This is a genomic window from Pseudoalteromonas distincta (assembly GCF_005877035.1).
In the GTDB taxonomy this organism is placed as follows: domain Bacteria; phylum Pseudomonadota; class Gammaproteobacteria; order Enterobacterales; family Alteromonadaceae; genus Pseudoalteromonas; species Pseudoalteromonas distincta.
This window is the reverse complement of the sequence record NZ_CP040558.1, coordinates 685,506-704,206: the sequence shown is the minus strand read 5'-3', so window position 1 is coordinate 704,206 and position 18,701 is coordinate 685,506. Positions and strand designations below refer to the sequence as shown.

Annotated in this window: 1 protein-coding gene (only partly in view); it reads right to left on the bottom strand. The window is 48.0% G+C overall.

Annotated elements, in window-relative coordinates; genetic code table 11:
* Positions 1-18,701: the 5' portion of an Ig-like domain-containing protein gene (locus FFU37_RS03060; RefSeq protein ID WP_175413885.1), read on the bottom strand. The gene continues 8,443 nt to the left of window position 1, outside the view; 18,701 of the gene's 27,144 nt are visible here — the first part of the coding sequence; the start codon lies at positions 18,699-18,701; its stop codon lies off the left edge, out of view.

The following is an 18,701-nucleotide window of genomic DNA, read 5'->3' as shown; positions in this document are numbered from 1 at the left end:
GGCGCATCTACACTCACACTTGGTGCTGTGGTATCAATGGTGCCGTTGCCGGTAATATCGGTGCTGTTACCTGCCACATCGCTAATACTTGCTTCGATGCTATATGGTCCTTCTGCCAAGGCAGTCGGTACTTCTATAGAGAAGTTGCCATCGGCATCCACCGTGGTGGTGAACGTTTGTGTATTGCCTTGATCGTCCACTACCGTGAAGTTAATAACGGTGCCTTCAACGGCATCACTTGTGCCACTGAGTGTCGGGGTGATGTCATTACTTGAGCCTGGGCTGGTAAGTACAAGTGTCGGTGCAGTGGTATCTATTTCACCTGCGCCTGTGGCGATGGTGTCGTTGCCTGCCACATCTTCAACACTCGCGCTAATGGTGTATGCACCTTCTGCGAGTGCTATCGGTACAGGGATTGACCACGTGCCATTGGCTAGTACGATGGCGCTCATTGTTTGCGCTGCGCCGCTGCTGTCGGTGACAACAATGGTTACTTCACTGCCTTGCGGTGCATCGCTGGTACCTGCAATTGTTGGCGTGGTGTCGCTGCCTACACCGTTGTCTGTAATAACAAGGCTCGGGCCAGTAAGGTCTATCTGACCTGTCTCGGTGGCGCTGCCGATATTACCTAGGCCATCATTTACCTGTGCGGTGACAGTATATTCGCCTTCGGCTAAATCAGTTGGTGCATCGACACTCCATACCCCACCCGTTACGGTTGTATCAACAGTCGTAATATTCCCTGCACTGTCTTCAAACGTTAAGCTAATGGTGGTGTTATCTGCCGCATCGCTTGTACCATTAATGGTTGGGGTGGTGTCGTTGGTGTCAACCAGTGCATTAATACTAATGCTTGGGGCCGTAGTGTTGAGTGTTGCGGTTTCACTTAATGTAGTGGTATTACCGGCGTTATCACTAACGCTTGCTTCGATAGTGAGTGGACCATCAGTTAACGCGTTCGGTACATCTGCTGACCAACTGCCATCAGCTTGTACTGTCGCGGTGAACGTTTCGGTTGTGGTGCCATCGCTCACACTGATGTTTATCACTGTGCCCACTGGCGCATTGCTGCTTCCGCTGATAGTTGGGGTGCTGTCGTTGGTCGCGCCCACGGTATCCAGTGTCAATGTCGGTGCTAAGGTATCAAGAGTGCCTGATTGAACGGCGCCGCCGGTGTTTCCTGCCGCATCGGTAATGCTGGCTTGTACGCTGTAGCTTCCATCTGGTAACTCAGGACTAGTCGCTTGCCATTCCCCGTTTGCATCAACGGTGGCGGTAATTGGATACTCATCACCATTACTGTCGGTAATAACAATATTTACAACGGTGCCTTCTGGCTCTGTTGAGGTACCACTAACAACTGGGGTGCTGTCGTTGCCAAGGCCCTGTGCATCAACGGTGACAACTGGCGTAATAGTATCCACATTACCACTGCTGTTTGCTGTGCTCTCGTTGCCTGCCGCATCGGTAATACTCGCGCTTACAGTAAAATCACCTTGTGCAAGGGCTGTTGACACTTCAATGTTCCAGTGGCCATCGCTGCCAACTAGGGTCTCAATGGTTTGCACAGCACCTGCGCTGTCGGTGATGGTGAGTGTAACAGTGCCACCAATTTCATTACTGGTGCCCTGCAGCTCAGGTGTTAAATCGCTAACATCGCCTACGTTTTGAATGGTGAGTATTGGCGCTTGCGTGTCGATGGTACTGGTATCACTCACTGTGGTTTCATTGCCGACACTGTCGCGTACACTCACTTCAATGGTGCTTTGACCTTCACTTAATGGTGTGGTTGGAGTGGCGCTCCAATTACCATCCGCATCAACAAGGGCGGTGATGGTTTGTGGGTTGCCGTTGCTGTCGGTAACGACTATCGTCACTTGTGCACCCTCACCTGCATCACTTGTGCCGCTTATGATTGGCGTGTTGCTATTACTTTGTGCATCCACGTCAACCGTCAGCGTAGGCGGTGTATTATCAAAGTCATCTGAGCTAATTGTACGGGTATTACCTGCGGCATCGGTCGCTGTGGCGATCACTGAGCCAACATCAAGTAACGATACATCTAATCCGACTAATGACCAGTTGCCATCTGCATCTGTTGTGGTGGTATATGTTGCACCAATACCACCGCCTACCAGTTGCTCGGTAATGGTAATTTCACTGCCTGCTGGCAAGTCAGACGTACCACTTAATGTGACTAATAAGCCAAGCTCAAAGGTCGGCGTAAAGGCAAGTGCCGGTGGAGTAATATCCACTTCACCACTGTCTGTACCTGTACCTGTGTTGCCTGCAGTATCAGTAATGCTGGCGCTGACGCTGTAATTACCTTCAGCTAATGTACCTGTTGGTGCCGCACTCCAGTTACCATTGGCATCGGTTTGTACATCAATGCTTTGAGTAGCATTTGCTGCATCTGTAAACGTAACCGTGATGGTGCTGTTAGGTGCATCACTGGTGCCTGTCACAGTTGGCGTGCTGTCGTTAGTGAGTACTGGCGCATCCACGCTCACACTTGGCGCTGTGGTATCGATATTACCGCTGGCGGTAATATCGTTGCTGTTGCCCGCTGCATCGCTAATACTTGCTTCGATGCTATATGGTCCTTCTGCCAAGGCAGTCGGTACTTCCACTGAGAAGTTGCCATCAGCATCAACCGTGGTGGTGAACGTTTGCTCGGCCCCTAAATCATCCGTTACGGTGAAGCTGATCACTGTGCCCTCAGGGGCATCACTGGTACCGCTTAACGTTGGGGTTACGTCGTTACTTGAACCTGGGCTGGTTAACTCAAGTGTCGGTGCAACAGTATCTACTTCTCCTGCGCCTGTGGCCGTCGCGGCATTACCCGCCGTATCGCTTACGCTTGCAGTTACTGTATAACTGCCTTCAGCAAGTACTTGTGAGGCGGCCACACTCCAGGTGCCATTAGCCCCGAGCGTAGTTGTAACCGTATGAGTAACGTTATTGCTGTCGGTGATTTCAACCGTCACGGTACTACCTTGCGGTGCGTTCGCGGTACCAGTGATCGTTGGAGTGGTATCGTTTGTTACGCTCAGTGTATCAACTTCAATCGCTGGCATAGTGGTGTCAATAATACCGGTTTCAGTGGCACTGCCGATATTTCCTAGGCCGTCATCTACCTCGGCGGTTACCGTGTATTCACCTTCAGCTAAATCAGTTGGTGCATCAACGCTCCATACGCCACCGGTGACGGTCGTATCAACAGTCGTAATATTCCCTGCACTGTCTTCAAACGTTAAGCTAATGGTGGTGTTATCTGCCGCATCGCTTGTACCATTAATGGTTGGGGTGGTGTCGTTGGTGTCAACCAGTGCATTAATACTGATGCTTGGCGCAGTGGTATTCAGTGTCGCGGTTTCACTTAATGTGGTGGTGTTACCTGCACTGTCACTAACGCTTGCTTCAATAGTGAGTGGACCATCAGTTAACGCGTTCGGTACATCTGCTGACCAACTGCCATCGGCTTGTACTGTTGCAGTGAACGTTTCTGTATTATCTGCATCCGTGACGTTAATCGTTATAACCGTGCCTATTGGCGCGTTCGATGTCCCGCTGATTGTCGGCGTGCTGTCGTTGGTTGCGCCGACTGTGTCTAACGTCAGTGTTGGCGCTAAGGTATCTAGGTTGCCCGTTTGTGTCGCACCGCCGGTGTTGCCTGCATCATCGGTGATACTGGCTTGCACGGTGTAGCTTCCATCTGGTAATTCAGGGCTGGTTGCTTGCCAGTCACCGTTTGCATCAACGGTGGCGGTGATGGGGTGTTCATCACCGTTACTGTCGGTAATAACAATGTTTACAACGGTGCCTTCAGGCTCTGTTGAAGTACCACTAACAACTGGCGTACTGTCGTTGCCAAGGCCCAGTGCATCAACGGTGACGATTGGCGTAATAGTATCCACATTACCACTGCTGTTTGCTGTGCTCTCATTGCCTGCCGCATCGGTAATACTCGCGCTTACTGTAAAGTCACCTTGCGCAAGCGCACTGGGGATTTCAATATCCCAGTGGCCATCACTTTCAACGGTGGTGGTAATGGTTTGCACGACGCCGTCGCTGTCGGTCACGGTAAGTGTGACTGTGCCACCAACTTCGTTACTGGTGCCTTGTAATGTCGGTGTTAGGTCGTTTACATCGCCTACATTTTGTATCGTAAGTGTTGGCGCTTGCGTGTCGATGGTACTGGTATCACTCACGGTGGTTTCATTGCCGACACTGTCGCGTACACTCACTTCAATGGTACTTTGACCTTCACTTAATGGTGTGGTTGGAGTGGCACTCCAATTACCATCCGCATCAACAAGGGCGGTGATGGTTTGTGGGTTGCCGTTGCTGTCGGTAACGACTATCGTCACTTGTGCCCCTTCGCCTGCATCACTTGTGCCGCTTATGATTGGCGTGTTGCTGTCACTTTGTGCTGCAACATCAACCGTGAGTGTCGGCGGTGTATTATCAAAGTCATCTGAGCTAATTGTACGGGTATTACCTGCGGCATCGGTCGCTGTGGCGATCACTGAGCCTAAGTTCAGTAATGAGATATCAATACCAGTCAGTGACCAGTTACCATTGGCGTCAGTGGTTGTGGTGTAACTTACGCCCACACCGCCGCCAACAAGTTGCTCAGTAATGGTAATTTCACTGCCAGCCGGTAAATCAGAGGTGCCGTTTAATAACACTAATGAACCTAATAAGAAGGTAGGTGTAAACGCTAAATCTGGCGGTGTTATATCTACTTCGCCTGTATCTGTACCTGTACCAGTGTTACCTGCGGCATCGGTGATGCTGGCGCTGACATTGTAATTACCTTCAGCTAATGTGCCTGTTGGTGTCGCACTCCAGTTACCATTAGCATCGGTTTGTACATCAATACTTTGAGTAGCATTTGCTGCATCTGTAAACGTCACCGTGATGGTGCTGTTAGGTGCATCACTAGTGCCTGTCACAGTTGGCGTGCTGTCATTTGTTAATACTGGCGCATCTACACTCACACTTGGTGCTGTGGTATCAATGGTGCCGTTGCCGGTAATATCGGTGCTGTTACCTGCCACATCGCTAATACTTGCTTCGATGCTATACGGCCCTTCTGCCAAGGCAGTCGGTACTTCCACCGAGAAGTTGCCATCGGCATCCACCGTGGTGGTGAACGTTTGTGTATTGCCTTGATCGTCCACAACTGTGAAGTTAATAACGGTGCCTTCAACCGCATCACTTGTGCCACTGAGTGTCGGAGTAATGTCGTTACTTGAGCCTGGACTGGTAAGCACAAGTGTCGGTGCAATGGTATCTATTTCACCTGCGCCTGTGGCGGTGGTGTCGTTGCCTGCGGTATCTTCAACACTCGCGCTTACGGTGTATGCACCTTCTGCAAGTGCTATCGGTAAAGGGATTGACCACGTGCCATTGGCAAGCACGGTGGCGCTCATTGTTTGCGCTGCGCCGCTGCTGTCGGTGACAACAATGGTTACTTCACTGCCTTGCGGTGCATCGCTGGTACCTGCAATCGTTGGCGTGGTGTCTTTGCCTACACCATTGTCTGTAATAACAAGGCTCGGGCCAGTAAGGTCTATCTGACCTGTCTCGGTGGCGCTGCCGATATTACCTAGACCATCATCTACCTGTGCGGTGACAGTATATTCGCCTTCGGCTAAATCAGTTGGTGCATCAACGCTCCATACGCCACCGGTGACGGTTGTATCAACTGTCGTAATATTCCCTGCACTGTCTTCAAACGTTAAGCTAATGGTGGTGTTATCTGCCGCATCGCTTGTACCATTAATGGTTGGGGTGGTGTCGTTAGTGTCAACCAGTGCATTAATACTAATGCTTGGCGCCGTGGTGTTGAGTGTTGCGGTTTCACTTAATGTAGTGGTATTACCGGCGTTATCACTAACGCTTGCTTCGATAGTGAGTGGACCATCAGTTAACGCGTTCGGTACATCTGCTGACCAGCTGCCATCGGCTTGCACTGTCGCGGTAAACGTTTCTGTATTATCTGCATCCGTGACGTTAATCGTTATAACCGTGCCTGCTGGCGCGTTCGATGTCCCGCTAATTGTTGGCGTGCTGTTATTCGTGGCACCGACTGTGTCTAACGTCAGTGTCGGCGCTAAGGTATCTAGGTTGCCCGTTTGTGTCGCACCGCCGGTGTTGCCTGCATCATCGGTGATACTGGCTTGCACGGTGTAGCTTCCATCCGGTAATTCAGGGCTGGTTGCTTGCCAATCACCGTTTGCATCCACAGTAGCGGTGATTGGGTGTTCATCACCGTTGCTGTCAGTAATAACAATGTTTACAACCGTGCCTTCAGGCTCTGTTGAAGTACCACTAATCACTGGGGTGCTGTCGTTGCCAAGGCCCAGTGCATCAACGGTGACGATTGGTGTAATGGTATCCACATTACCACTGCTGTTTGCTGTGCTCTCATTGCCTGCCGCATCGGTAATACTCGCGCTTACAGTAAAGTCACCTTGTGCAAGGGCTGTTGACACTTCAATGTTCCAGTGGCCATCGCTGCCAACTAGGGTCTCAATGGTTTGCACAGCGCCTGCGCTGTCGGTGATGGTGAGTGTAACAGTGCCACCAATTTCATTACTGGTGCCCTGAAGCTCTGGTGTTAAGTCGCTGACATCGCCTACGTTTTGAATGGTGAGTATTGGCGCTTGCGTGTCGATGGTACTGGTATCACTCACTGTAGTTTCATTGCCGACACTGTCGCGTACACTCACTTCAATGGTGCTTTGACCTTCACTTAATGGTGTGGTTGGAGTGGCGCTCCAATTACCATCCGCATCAACAAGGGCGGTGATGGTTTGTGGGTTGCCGTTGCTGTCGGTAACGACTATCGTCACTTGTGCACCCTCGCCCGCATCACTTGTGCCGCTTATGATTGGCGTGTTGCTATTACTTTGTGCATCCACGTCAACCGTCAACGTAGGCGGTGTATTATCGAAGTCATCTGAGCTAATTGTCCGTGTATTACCTGCGGCATCGGTCGCTGTGGCGATCACTGAGCCAACATCAAGTAACGATACATCTAATCCGACTAATGACCAGTTGCCATCTGCATCTGTTGTAGTGGTATATGTTGCACCAATACCACCGCCTACCAGTTGCTCGGTAATGGTAATTTCACTGCCTGCTGGCAAGTCAGACGTACCACTTAATGTGACTAATAAGCCAAGCTCAAAGGTCGGCGTAAAGGCAAGTGCCGGTGGAGTAATATCCACTTCACCACTGTCTGTGCCTGTGCCTGTGTTACCTGCCGCATCGGTGATGCTGGCGCTGACGCTATAATTACCTTCGGCTAAATCAGTCGTTGGTGCCGCACTCCAGTTACCATTGGCATCGGTTTGTACATCAATGCTTTGAGTGGCATTTGCTGCATCTGTAAACGTCACCGTGATGGTGCTGTTAGGCGCATCACTGGTGCCTGTCACAGTTGGCGTGCTGTCGTTTGTTAATACTGGCGCATCTACACTCACACTTGGTGCTGTGGTATCAATGGTGCCGTTGCCGGTAATATCGGTGCTGTTTCCTGCCACATCGCTAATACTTGCTTCGATGCTATATGGTCCTTCTGCCAAGGCAGTCGGTACTTCTATAGAGAAGTTGCCATCGGCATCCACCGTGGTGGTGAACGTTTGTGTATTGCCTTGATCGTCCACTACCGTGAAGTTAATAACCGTGCCCTCAACGGCATCACTTGTGCCACTGAGTGTCGGGGTGATGTCATTACTTGAACCAGGATTCGTTAGGAGCAGTGTCGGTGCAGTCGTGTCTACTTCACCAGTGCCTGTGGCAGTGGCTTCGTTGCCTGCGGCATCGCTCACACTGGCGCTCACTGTAAAGGTGCCTTCAGCCAGCACTTGCGTGGCAGCTACGCTCCATGTGCCATTAACCCCTAATGTGGTCGTTACGGTATGAGTAATATTATTACTGTCGGTGATTTCAACGCTCACGGTGCTGCCTTGTGGCGCATTCGCTGTGCCGGTGATCGTAGGTGTTGTGTCATCAGTCACTGTTACATCATTTACGGCAATATTAGGAATGGTCGTATCCACTACACCATTTTCTGTTGCTGTACTTGTATTGCCGCTTCCATCTGTAACACTCGCTTCAACTTCATAACTGCCTTCAGCTAAGTCAACAGGAGCTTCAACACTCCAGATACCGTCTGTAACAGTTGTTTGTACCGTGTTTGTTATGTCATTACTGTCCGTGAAACTGACGGTGATAATAGTGCCATTTGCTGCACTGCTGGTACCGCTCACATTCGGCGTTGTATCATTTGTATCCATTAATGCATCAATATTAATACTCGGTGCATTGGTATCCAATGTTGCGCCTTCACTTAACGTGGTGGTGTTGCCTGCACTGTCACTGACGCTTGCTTCGATAGTGAGTGGACCATCAGTTAACGCGTTCGGTACATCTGCTGACCAGCTGCCATCGGCTTGTACTGTTGCGGTAAACGTTTCTGTTGTGGTGCCGTCGCTTACACTGATGTTTATCACTGTGCCCGCTGGCGCATTGCTGCTTCCGCTGATTGTTGGCGTGCTGTCGTTGGTGGCGCCGACTGTGTCTAACGTCAGTGTCGGTGCTAAGGTATCTAGGTTGCCTGTTTGTGTCGCACCGCCGGTGTTGCCTGCATCATCGGTGATACTGGCTTGCACGGTGTAGCTTCCATCTGGTAATTCAGGGCTGGTTGCTTGCCAATCACCGTTTGCATCCACGGTGGCGGTGATGGGGTGTTCATCACCGTTGCTGTCAGTTATAACAATGTTTACAACCGTGCCTTCAGGCTCTGTTGAAGTACCACTAATCACTGGGGTGCTGTCGTTACCCAAGCCCAGTGCATCAACGGTGACAACTGGCGTAATAGTATCCACATTACCACTGCTGTTTGCGGTGCTCTCATTGCCTGCCGCATCAGTAATACTCGCGCTTACAGTAAAGTCACCTTGTGCAAGGGCTGTTGACACTTCAATGTTCCAGTGGCCATCGCTGCCAACTAGGGCCTCAATGTTTTGCACAGCACCTGCGCTGTCGGTGATGGTGAGTGTAACAGTGCCACCAATTTCATTACTGGTGCCCTGAAGCTCTGGTGTTAAGTCGCTAACATCGCCTACGTTTTGGATGGTTAAAGTGGGCGCTTGCGTGTCGATGGTACTGGTATCACTCACTGTAGTTTCATTGCCGACACTGTCGCGTACACTCACTTCAATGGTGCTTTGACCTTCACTTAATGGTGTGGTTGGAGTGGCACTCCAATTACCATCCGCATCAACAAGGGCGGTGATGGTTTGTGGGTTGCCGTTGCTGTCGGTAACGACTATCGTCACTTGTGCACCCTCACCTGCATCACTTGTGCCGCTTATGATTGGCGTGTTGCTATTACTTTGTGCATCCACTTCAACCGTCAGCGTAGGCGGTGTATTATCAAAGTCATCTGAGCTAATTGTACGGGTATTACCTGCGGCATCGGTCGCTGTGGCGATCACTGAGCCAACATCAAGTAACGATACATCTAATCCGACTAATGACCAGTTGCCATCTGCATCGGTTGTAGTGGTATATGTTGCACCAATACCACCGCCTACCAGTTGCTCGGTAATAGTAATTTCACTGCCTGCTGGCAAGTCAGACGTCCCACTTAGGGTAACCAATAAACCAAGCTCAAAGGTTGGTGTAAAGGCAAGGGTTGGCGGAGTAATATCCACTTCACCACTGTCTGTGCCAGTGCCTGTGTTACCTGCCGCATCGGTGATGCTGGCGCTGACGCTATAATTACCTTCGGCTAATGTGCCTGTTGGTGTCGCACTCCAGTTACCATTGGCATCGGTTTGTACATCAATGCTTTGAGTAGCATTTGCTGCATCTGTAAACGTCACCGTGATGGTGCTGTTAGGTGAATCACTGGTGCCTGTCACTATTGGCGTGCTGTCGTTGGTGAGTACTGGCGCATCTACACTCACACTTGGTGCTGTGGTATCAATGGTGCCGTTGCCGGTAATATCGGTGCTGTTTCCTGCCACATCGCTAATACTTGCTTCGATGCTATATGGTCCTTCTGCCAAGGCAGTCGGTACTTCCACTGAGAAGTTGCCATCGGCATCCACCGTGGTGGTGAACGTTTGTGTATTGCCTTGATCGTCCACTACCGTGAAGTTAATAACGGTGCCTTCAACCGCATCGCTTGTGCCACTGAGTGTCGGGGTGATGTCATTACTTGAGCCTGGGCTGGTAAGTACAAGTGTCGGTGCAGTGGTATCTATTTCACCTGCGCCTGTGGCGATGGTGTCGTTGCCTGCCACATCTTCAACACTCGCGCTAATAGTGTATGCACCTTCTGCGAGTGCTATCGGTACAGGGATTGACCACGTGCCATTGGCTAGTACGGTGGCGCTCATTGTTTGCGCTGCGCCGCTGCTGTCGGTGACAACAATGGTTACTTCACTGCCTTGCGGTGCATCACTGGTACCTGCAATCGTTGGCGTGGTGTCGCTGCCTACACCGTTGTCTGTAATAACAAGGCTCGGGCCAGTAAGGTCTATCTGACCTGTTTCGGTGGCGCTGCCGATATTACCTAGACCATCATCTACCTGTGCGGTGACAGTATATTCGCCTTCGGCTAAATCAGTTGGTGCATCGACACTCCATACCCCACCCGTTACGGTTGTATCAACAGTCGTAATATTCCCTGCACTGTCTTCAAACGTTAAGCTAATGATGGTGTTATCTGCCGCATCGCTTGTACCATTAATGGTTGGGGTGGTGTCGTTGGTGTCAACCAGTGCATTAATACTAATGCTTGGGGCCGTAGTGTTGAGTGTTGCGGTTTCACTTAATGTAGTGGTATTACCGGCGTTATCACTAACGCTTGCTTCGATAGTGAGTGGACCATCAGTTAACGCGTTCGGTACATCTGCTGACCAACTGCCATCAGCTTGTACTGTCGCGGTGAACGTTTCGGTTGTGGTGCCATCGCTCACACTGATGTTTATCACTGTGCCCACTGGCGCATTGCTGCTTCCGCTGATAGTTGGGGTGCTGTCGTTGGTCGCGCCCACGGTATCCAGTGCCAATGTCGGTGCTAAGGTATCAAGAGTGCCTGATTGAACGGCGCCGCCGGTGTTTCCTGCCGCATCGGTAATGCTGGCTTGTACGCTGTAGCTTCCATCTGGTAACTCAAGACTAGTCGCTTGCCATTCCCCGTTTGCATCAACGGTGGCGGTAATTGGATACTCATCACCATTACTGTCGGTAATAACAATATTTACAACGGTGCCTTCAGGCTCTGTTGAAGTACCACTAATCACTGGGGTGCTGTCGTTACCCAAGCCCAGTGCATCTACGCTCACAACTGGGGTGATGGTGTCCACATTACCATTGCTGTTTGCTGTGCTCTCATTGCCTGCAGCATCCGTAATACTAGCGCTTACTGTAAAGTCACCTTGCGCAAGCGCACTGGGGATTTCAATATCCCAGTGGCCATCACTTTCAACGGTGGTGGTAATGGTTTGCACGACGCCGTCGCTGTCGGTCACGGTAAGTGTGACTGTGCCACCAACTTCGTTACTGGTGCCTTGTAATGTCGGTGTTAGGTCGTTTACGTCGCCTACGGTTTGAATGGTTAATGTGGGTGCTTGCGTGTCTAACGTAATTGTATCTGTAACTGTTGTTGTATTACCGGCTTCATCAGACACACTTACTTCTATGGTGTTATCACCTTCATTTAAATCTGTTTGCGGCGTTACTTCCCAATTACCATTTGCATCTACTGTGGTGGTAAGTGTTTGTTCAATTCCATTTTCATCTGTAATAACCACCGTGATACTAGTACCAACTTCTGCATCACTAGTACCTGAAATGGTAGGCGTTGAGTCGTTGGTTACAGTATCAAAGTCAACGGTTAAGCTAGGCCCTGATGTATCTATGTTGCCTGTAGCCGTATCTGAAGCACTATTTACTGCTGCATCAGATACTTCAGCTTCTACAGAATAATCGCCCGAGGCCAACTCTTGAGAAAGTTCAACACTCCAATTACCATCGGCATCTGTTGTTGTGCTAAATGTGCGAACAACCCCTTGAGAATCAGTAACCGTTAAATTTATAACTGTGCCTGCAACTACGTCAGTTGTGTTACCAGAAATAACCGGTGTTGTATCATTACTTGTTTCTAGTTCATTTACTTGTATGGTTGGAGGCGTAATATCAATTACAGCATCAAGCTCTGCATTTGCGCTTCCACCACCTATGTCTGTTACTGTCGCACTAATTAAAATGGTGCCTTCAGCCAAATCGGCTGGCGGAGTAACACTCCATAGCCCGTTTTCATCAACAGTTGTAGTTAAAGTAATTACTGCACCCGCAGAGTCAGTGATCTGAACTTCAACCGGCGAGCCAACTTGTGCATTAAAAGTATCACCATTTATTTGAGGGGTTTGATCGTTAGTTTCGCCGATAACATCAATGGTAATAGTCAATGCGCTTGTATCAATTGTGCCTGAAGCACTTGCTGTGCCTTCATTACCAGCGCTATCACTAATACTTGCATCTACAGAGTAGGTCCCTTCAGCTAAAGCCGCAGGTACTTCTACTGTCCAACTTCCGTCTGCAATTACTTGTGCTGAAATTGTTTGTACTGCACCATTAGCATCGGTCACTGTTAAAGTTATGGTTGAACCAGCAGGCTCCCCGCTAACCGTGCCTGAAATGGTCGGTGTTGTATCACTCGTATCGCCTAGTGCATTAATAGTAACTATTGGCGCTGTGGTATCAACCTCTCCCGTTGTTGTGGCTGTGGTTTCATTACCTGCGTTATCGGTAACCGATACTTCAACAGTAAATTCACCCTCACTTAATTCGTTCGGTACATCAACACTAAAGGTGCCATCGGCTTGTACTTCTGTGGTAATAGTTTGTGGATTACCTGCTTCATCAGTTACGGTAATAGTAACAACCGTGCCCTCTGGCTCACCCGTTGCGGTGCCTGAAATAGTTGGGGTGGTGTTGTTAGTATCACCTACAGGGTCAATAATAACTGCTGGCGCGGCAGTATCGACTTCGCCTGTTGTTGTTGCGGTAGTTTCATTACCTGCAGTATCGGTAACCGATACTTCAACCGTAAACTCACCTTCACTTAATTCATTTGGTACATCAACACTAAATGTGCCATCGGCTTGCACTTCAGTGGTAATGATTTGTGGGTTACCTGCTTCATCAGTAACTGTAATAGTAACAACCGTGCCCTCTGGCTCCCCCGTTGCGGTGCCTGAAATAGTTGGGGTGGTGTCGTTACTATCAGCCAGTGCATCTATCGTGATCACCGGTGCTAAAGTATCAACCTCACCAGTCGTAGTTGCTGTGGTTTCATTGCCCGCAGTATCGGTAACCGATACTTCAACGGTAAATTCACCTTCACTTAATTCGTTTGGTACATCCACACTAAAGCTGCCATCGGCTTGTACTTCTGTGGTAATAGTTTGTGGATTACCTGCTTCATCAGTTACGGTAATAGTAACAACTGTGCCCTCTGGCTCACCCGTTGCGGTGCCTGAAATAGTTGGGGTGGTATTGTTAGTATCACCTACGGGGTCAATAATAACTGTTGGCGCGGCAGTATCGACTTCTCCCGTTGTTGTTGCGGTAGTTTCATTACCTGCAGTATCGGTAACCGATACTTCAACAGTAAATTCACCCTCACTTAATTCGTTCGGTACATCAACACTAAAGGTGCCATCGGCTTGTACTTCTGTGGTAATAGTTTGTGGATTACCTGCTTCATCAGTTACGGTAATAGTAACAACTGTGCCCTCTGACTCACCCGTTGCGGTGCCTGAAATAGTTGGGGTGGTATTGTTAGTATCACCTACGGGGTCAATAATAACTGTTGGCGCGGCAGTATCGACTTCTCCCGTTGTTGTTGCGGTAGTTTCATTACCTGCTGTATCGGTAACCGATACTTCAACCGTAAATTCACCCTCACTTAATTCGTTCGGTACATCCACACTAAAGCTGCCATCGGCTTGTACTTCTGTGGTAATAGTTTGTGGATTACCTGCTTCATCAGTTACGGTAATAGTAACAACCGTGCCTTCTGGCTCACCCGTTGCGGTGCCTGAAATAGTTGGGGTGGTGTCGTTAGTATCACCTACTGGGTCAATAATAACTGTTGGCGCGGCAGTATCGACTTCGCCTGTTGTTGTTGCGGTAGTTTCATTACCTGCAGTATCGGTAACCGATACTTCAACAGTAAACTCACCTTCACTTAATTCGTTCGGCACATCAACACTAAAGGTGCCATCGGCTTGTACTTCAGTGGTGATTATTTGTGGATTACCTGCTTCATCAGTTACCGTAATTGTAACTAATGTGCCTTCTGGCTCACCCGTTGCGGTGCCTGAAATTGTTGGTGTGGTATCGTTAGTATCACCTATGGGGTCAATAGTAACTGTTGGCGCGGCAGTATCAACTTCGCCCGTCGTTGTTGCTGTGGTTTCATTACCTGAGGTATCGGTAACCGATACCTCAACAATAAATTCACCTTCACTTAATTCGTTCGGTACATCAACAGTGAAAGTGCCATTAGCGAGCACTTCTGTAGTGATAACTTGTTCGTTACCAGCGTCATCAGTCACGGTAATAGTAACAACCGTGCCTTCTGGCTCACCCGTCGCAGTCCCTGAAATAGTTGGAGTGGTGTCGTTACTATCAGCCAGTGCATCTATCGCGATCACCGGTGCTGAAGTATCAATTTCTCCAGTCGTAGTTGCTGTGGTTTCATTACCTGAAGTGTCAGTAACGGATACCTCAACAGTAAATTCGCCTTCACTTAATTCATTTGGTACATCCACACTAAAGGTGCCATCGGCGAGTACTTCTGTAGTGATGGTTTGTGGGTTACCTGCTTCATCAGTCACGGTAATAGTAACAACGGTGCCCTCTGGCTCGCCCGTTGCTGTGCCAGAAATTGTCGGTGTTGTATCATTGCTATCAGCCAGTGCATCAATCGTAATAGTTGGTGCGGTATTATCGATAGTTCCCTGTGCTAAAGTTTCACTTTGGTTACCTGCTTCATCGCTAACGATGGCATTAACGCTAAAGTCACCTTCAACTAACTCATTAATAGCATCAGCTGTCCAAGTACCATCAGCTAGCGTTTGTGTTGTAATTGTTTGTGTATTACCAGCAGCGTCCGTCAATGTTAACGTAACCGTTGTTCCAGCTGGCACATTTTGTACGGAACCTGAAATTGTTGGAGTAGTATCGGCGCTATCTGGGATTGCATTAATTGCTATAATTGGAGCTGATAAATCAATTATTCCAGTACCGGTATCGCTTGCTTCATTACCTGCAGCGTCTGTTACTGTTGCCGTAATTGTAAAGTCGCCTTCAGCAACAGCTTGAGTTGCACCTACTTGCCAAGTTCCATCTTCTGACACAACCGCCGTCAATGTTTGAGACTCACCATTTGCATCAGTAACTAAAACACTAACAAGGCTACCCGGAGCTACATCACTCGTTGTTCCGCTAAATGTAGGTGTTGTATCGTTTGAATCAGCAAAGTCATTTATTGCAACTAAAGGAGGGGTGGTATCAACTGTGCCTAATTGTGAATCTTGAGCTGCGTTACCTGCATTATCAGATACATTAGCAGTTACGGTAAAATCCCCCTCACTCAAAGCAGTTGGAATCTCAATACTCCAAGTACCATCAGCACTTATAGTAGTCACTAACTGTTGCTCTGCTCCTAGACTATCGGTAACAATTAAAGTTACTTCACTGCCCGATGCTAATCCTTGGGTAGAGCCTGTAAGAGTAGGTGTTGTATCGTTTGTATCTGCAATATTGTTAATAGTCACACTTGGTGCAGTTAAATCAACCGTACCTGTAACAGTTGCAGTACTGCTATTACCAGCAGTATCACTAACACTCGCTGTTACTGTGAAATCTCCTTCACTGAGATCTGCAATAATATCCGCTGTATATGTACCATCTGTATTTGTAATTGTTGTAAGTGTTTGTTCATTACCTTCACTGTCAGTTATTACTAAGGTAACTTCTGTTCCTGCTGGTACATCAATTACGTTACCACTTACTGATGGGGTTACATCATTCGTATCCTCAATAGGATTAATCGTGATTGCAGGATCTGTTAAATCAATTTCTCCAGTTTCGCTTGCAGAAGCTGTATTACCCGCAGCATCAGTTACAGTTGCAACCACACTAAACTGGCCTTCAACTAACTCATTACTTGCCTCAACTGACCAGCTTCCGTCAGCACCAGTAACTACTTGCACGGTTTCTGCTACGCCATCGCTTCCTGTAAATGTAACGGTTACTAATGCACCAGGTTCTACGTCTTGTGTAGAGCCGCTAATTGTTGGTGTTGTATCGTTAGTATCAATAATAAAATTAATGCTTACCGTTAAATCAACATTACCTACTGCACTTGCTTGCGCTTCATTACCCGAGTTATCTATAACAGCAGCAACTACTGTAAAGTCGCCCTCAGGTAGAGGGGTTGTTACTTGTGCAGTCCACGAACCATCTGCTTGCGTCACTGCAAGTAATGTAAATGTACTCCCATCGCTTGCCGTAATAGTTAAAGTAATGGTTGTACCAGCAGGCACATTACCGGTGTTACCACTTAAAAATGGAGTGGTATCGTTAGTATTAGCAATTGCATCGATTTGAATTGAAATAGGAGCAAACGTTATTTCGCCGTTTGTTTGCGCAGTAGCCTCATTCCCTGCTGCATCGGTTACTGACGCAGTTGCTGTAAACTCACCACCTGGCAAGATTTCATTAGCATCAACACTCCATGTACCATCTTCATTTAATAAAGTAGTTAAAGTTTGTACGCTACCGTTTATATCGGTTACTAATACTGTAATTACAGAGCCCGCTGGGGCGTCTTCTACCCTACCTACAAATGTTGGTGTAGTATCGTTAGTATCAGCAATTGCAGTAACGGTAATATCTGGATTTGTTAAATCAACAACACCTTGGTTATTTGCTTGGGCTTGATTACCTGCAGCATCGCTTACACTTGCATCAACCTCAAACTGCCCTTCAGCCAATGGCGTAGTTACGTCAACAGACCAATCACCATCAGCGTTAGTTTGGGTTAATAATGTTTGAGTTTGACCGTTAAAATCGGTAATAACCACACTAATAATAGAGCCAGCAGGTACATCTTGCGCGTTACCTGTAATAGTTGGCGTGGTGTCTTGAGTGTCGTTAATATTATTAATTTGTACCGTAGGCGCCGTTAAATCAACTACTCCTGAATCACTTGCTAATGCTAAGTTTCCTACACTGTCGCTTACTTGTGCATCAACAGTAAAATCACCTTCGGGTAAAGGAGTCCCAACTTCTACACTCCAGCTTCCATCGGCTTGGGTAACTGCAGTTAATGTTTGTATTTGTCCTGCACTATCTGTAACAGTAATTGTTACTTGCGTGCCTTCAGGAACACCATTTGTTGTTCCAACAAGTGGTGGTGTTGAGTTATTTGTTTCATCAGTTACATTTACGGTGATTACCGGAGCAGTTAAATCTACATTCGCTAAAGCTTGATCTACAGCTTGATTTCCAGCGGCATCAATCACCACTGCGCTTACGTTAAACTCTCCTTCAGATAAAGGTGAGGTAGTAGTAACAACCCAATTTCCTAGCGCATCAACTTGAGTAACAATTGTTTGTACCGTACCTGCACTATCCGTTAACGTGACTGACACATTATCCCCAGTGTTCAACCCAGATACAGTCCCTGTTACTGTCACTGTTTGAGAAGCAGAATCGGCAACAGGATCAATAGCAATAAGCGGAGGTGTTGTATCAATTTCTATAGAAATAGTGTCGTTTATAGGGTTGCCAACAGGATCTGTTGCTTCAACAACAACGGTCACAGGGCCATCAGCAACCGGAGTTGGTAGAGTTATTTCAAAGGTACCATCAGGGCCAATCACAACACTAACTACTTGAGAATTTCCATCAACATCAGTTACCGTCACATTAACCGTTTCGCCAATTAAGTTTTCACTCGTACCGGTAATTGTTGGTTGTGATGAATTAGTAACGCCCAGCTCATTAAGTGAAATAGAAGCCGAAGTTGCGTCAGGCACAATACCATCAGAGGTATCTCTTAAATTAAAAGCTTCAGTAGCGCTTTGATCAAAAGAAGAATCAAAAGTAACACTACTAGGATCAACACTTTCAGAAATTCGGGTTAACTGTACAAACGAACTACCTCCATCTGCACCAGCTGCATTACCGCCACCAGCGGCTGTTGCCTCTAAATTATCTAAAATGTCCCCATCACCCTCTAATGCATCTAAAAAATCTGTTACATCAGAATTAGCCGCTGTTGATGGGTCTTGCTCTGCCCCTAAATCTAAGCTTGCAATTGCTTCATCTAAACTTTCATCAAAAACAGTTGTTTCGCTAGAATCTCTGGCTTCTTTAGTTAATAAGTCTGGTGTTATTTTTACCTTTTGATTTGCGGGTATAGATAAGGTTTCACCTTGCACATCAATTTGTAAAGACGATTTAATAGCAGTAACAACTAAATCCCCCACGGTGATAGTGTCACCAACATTTAATGCTCTTATTGACCCATCATCCAGCACAACACCTGCCGAGCCTTGAATATCAATAATTACCAGTTGATTTGCTTCCAT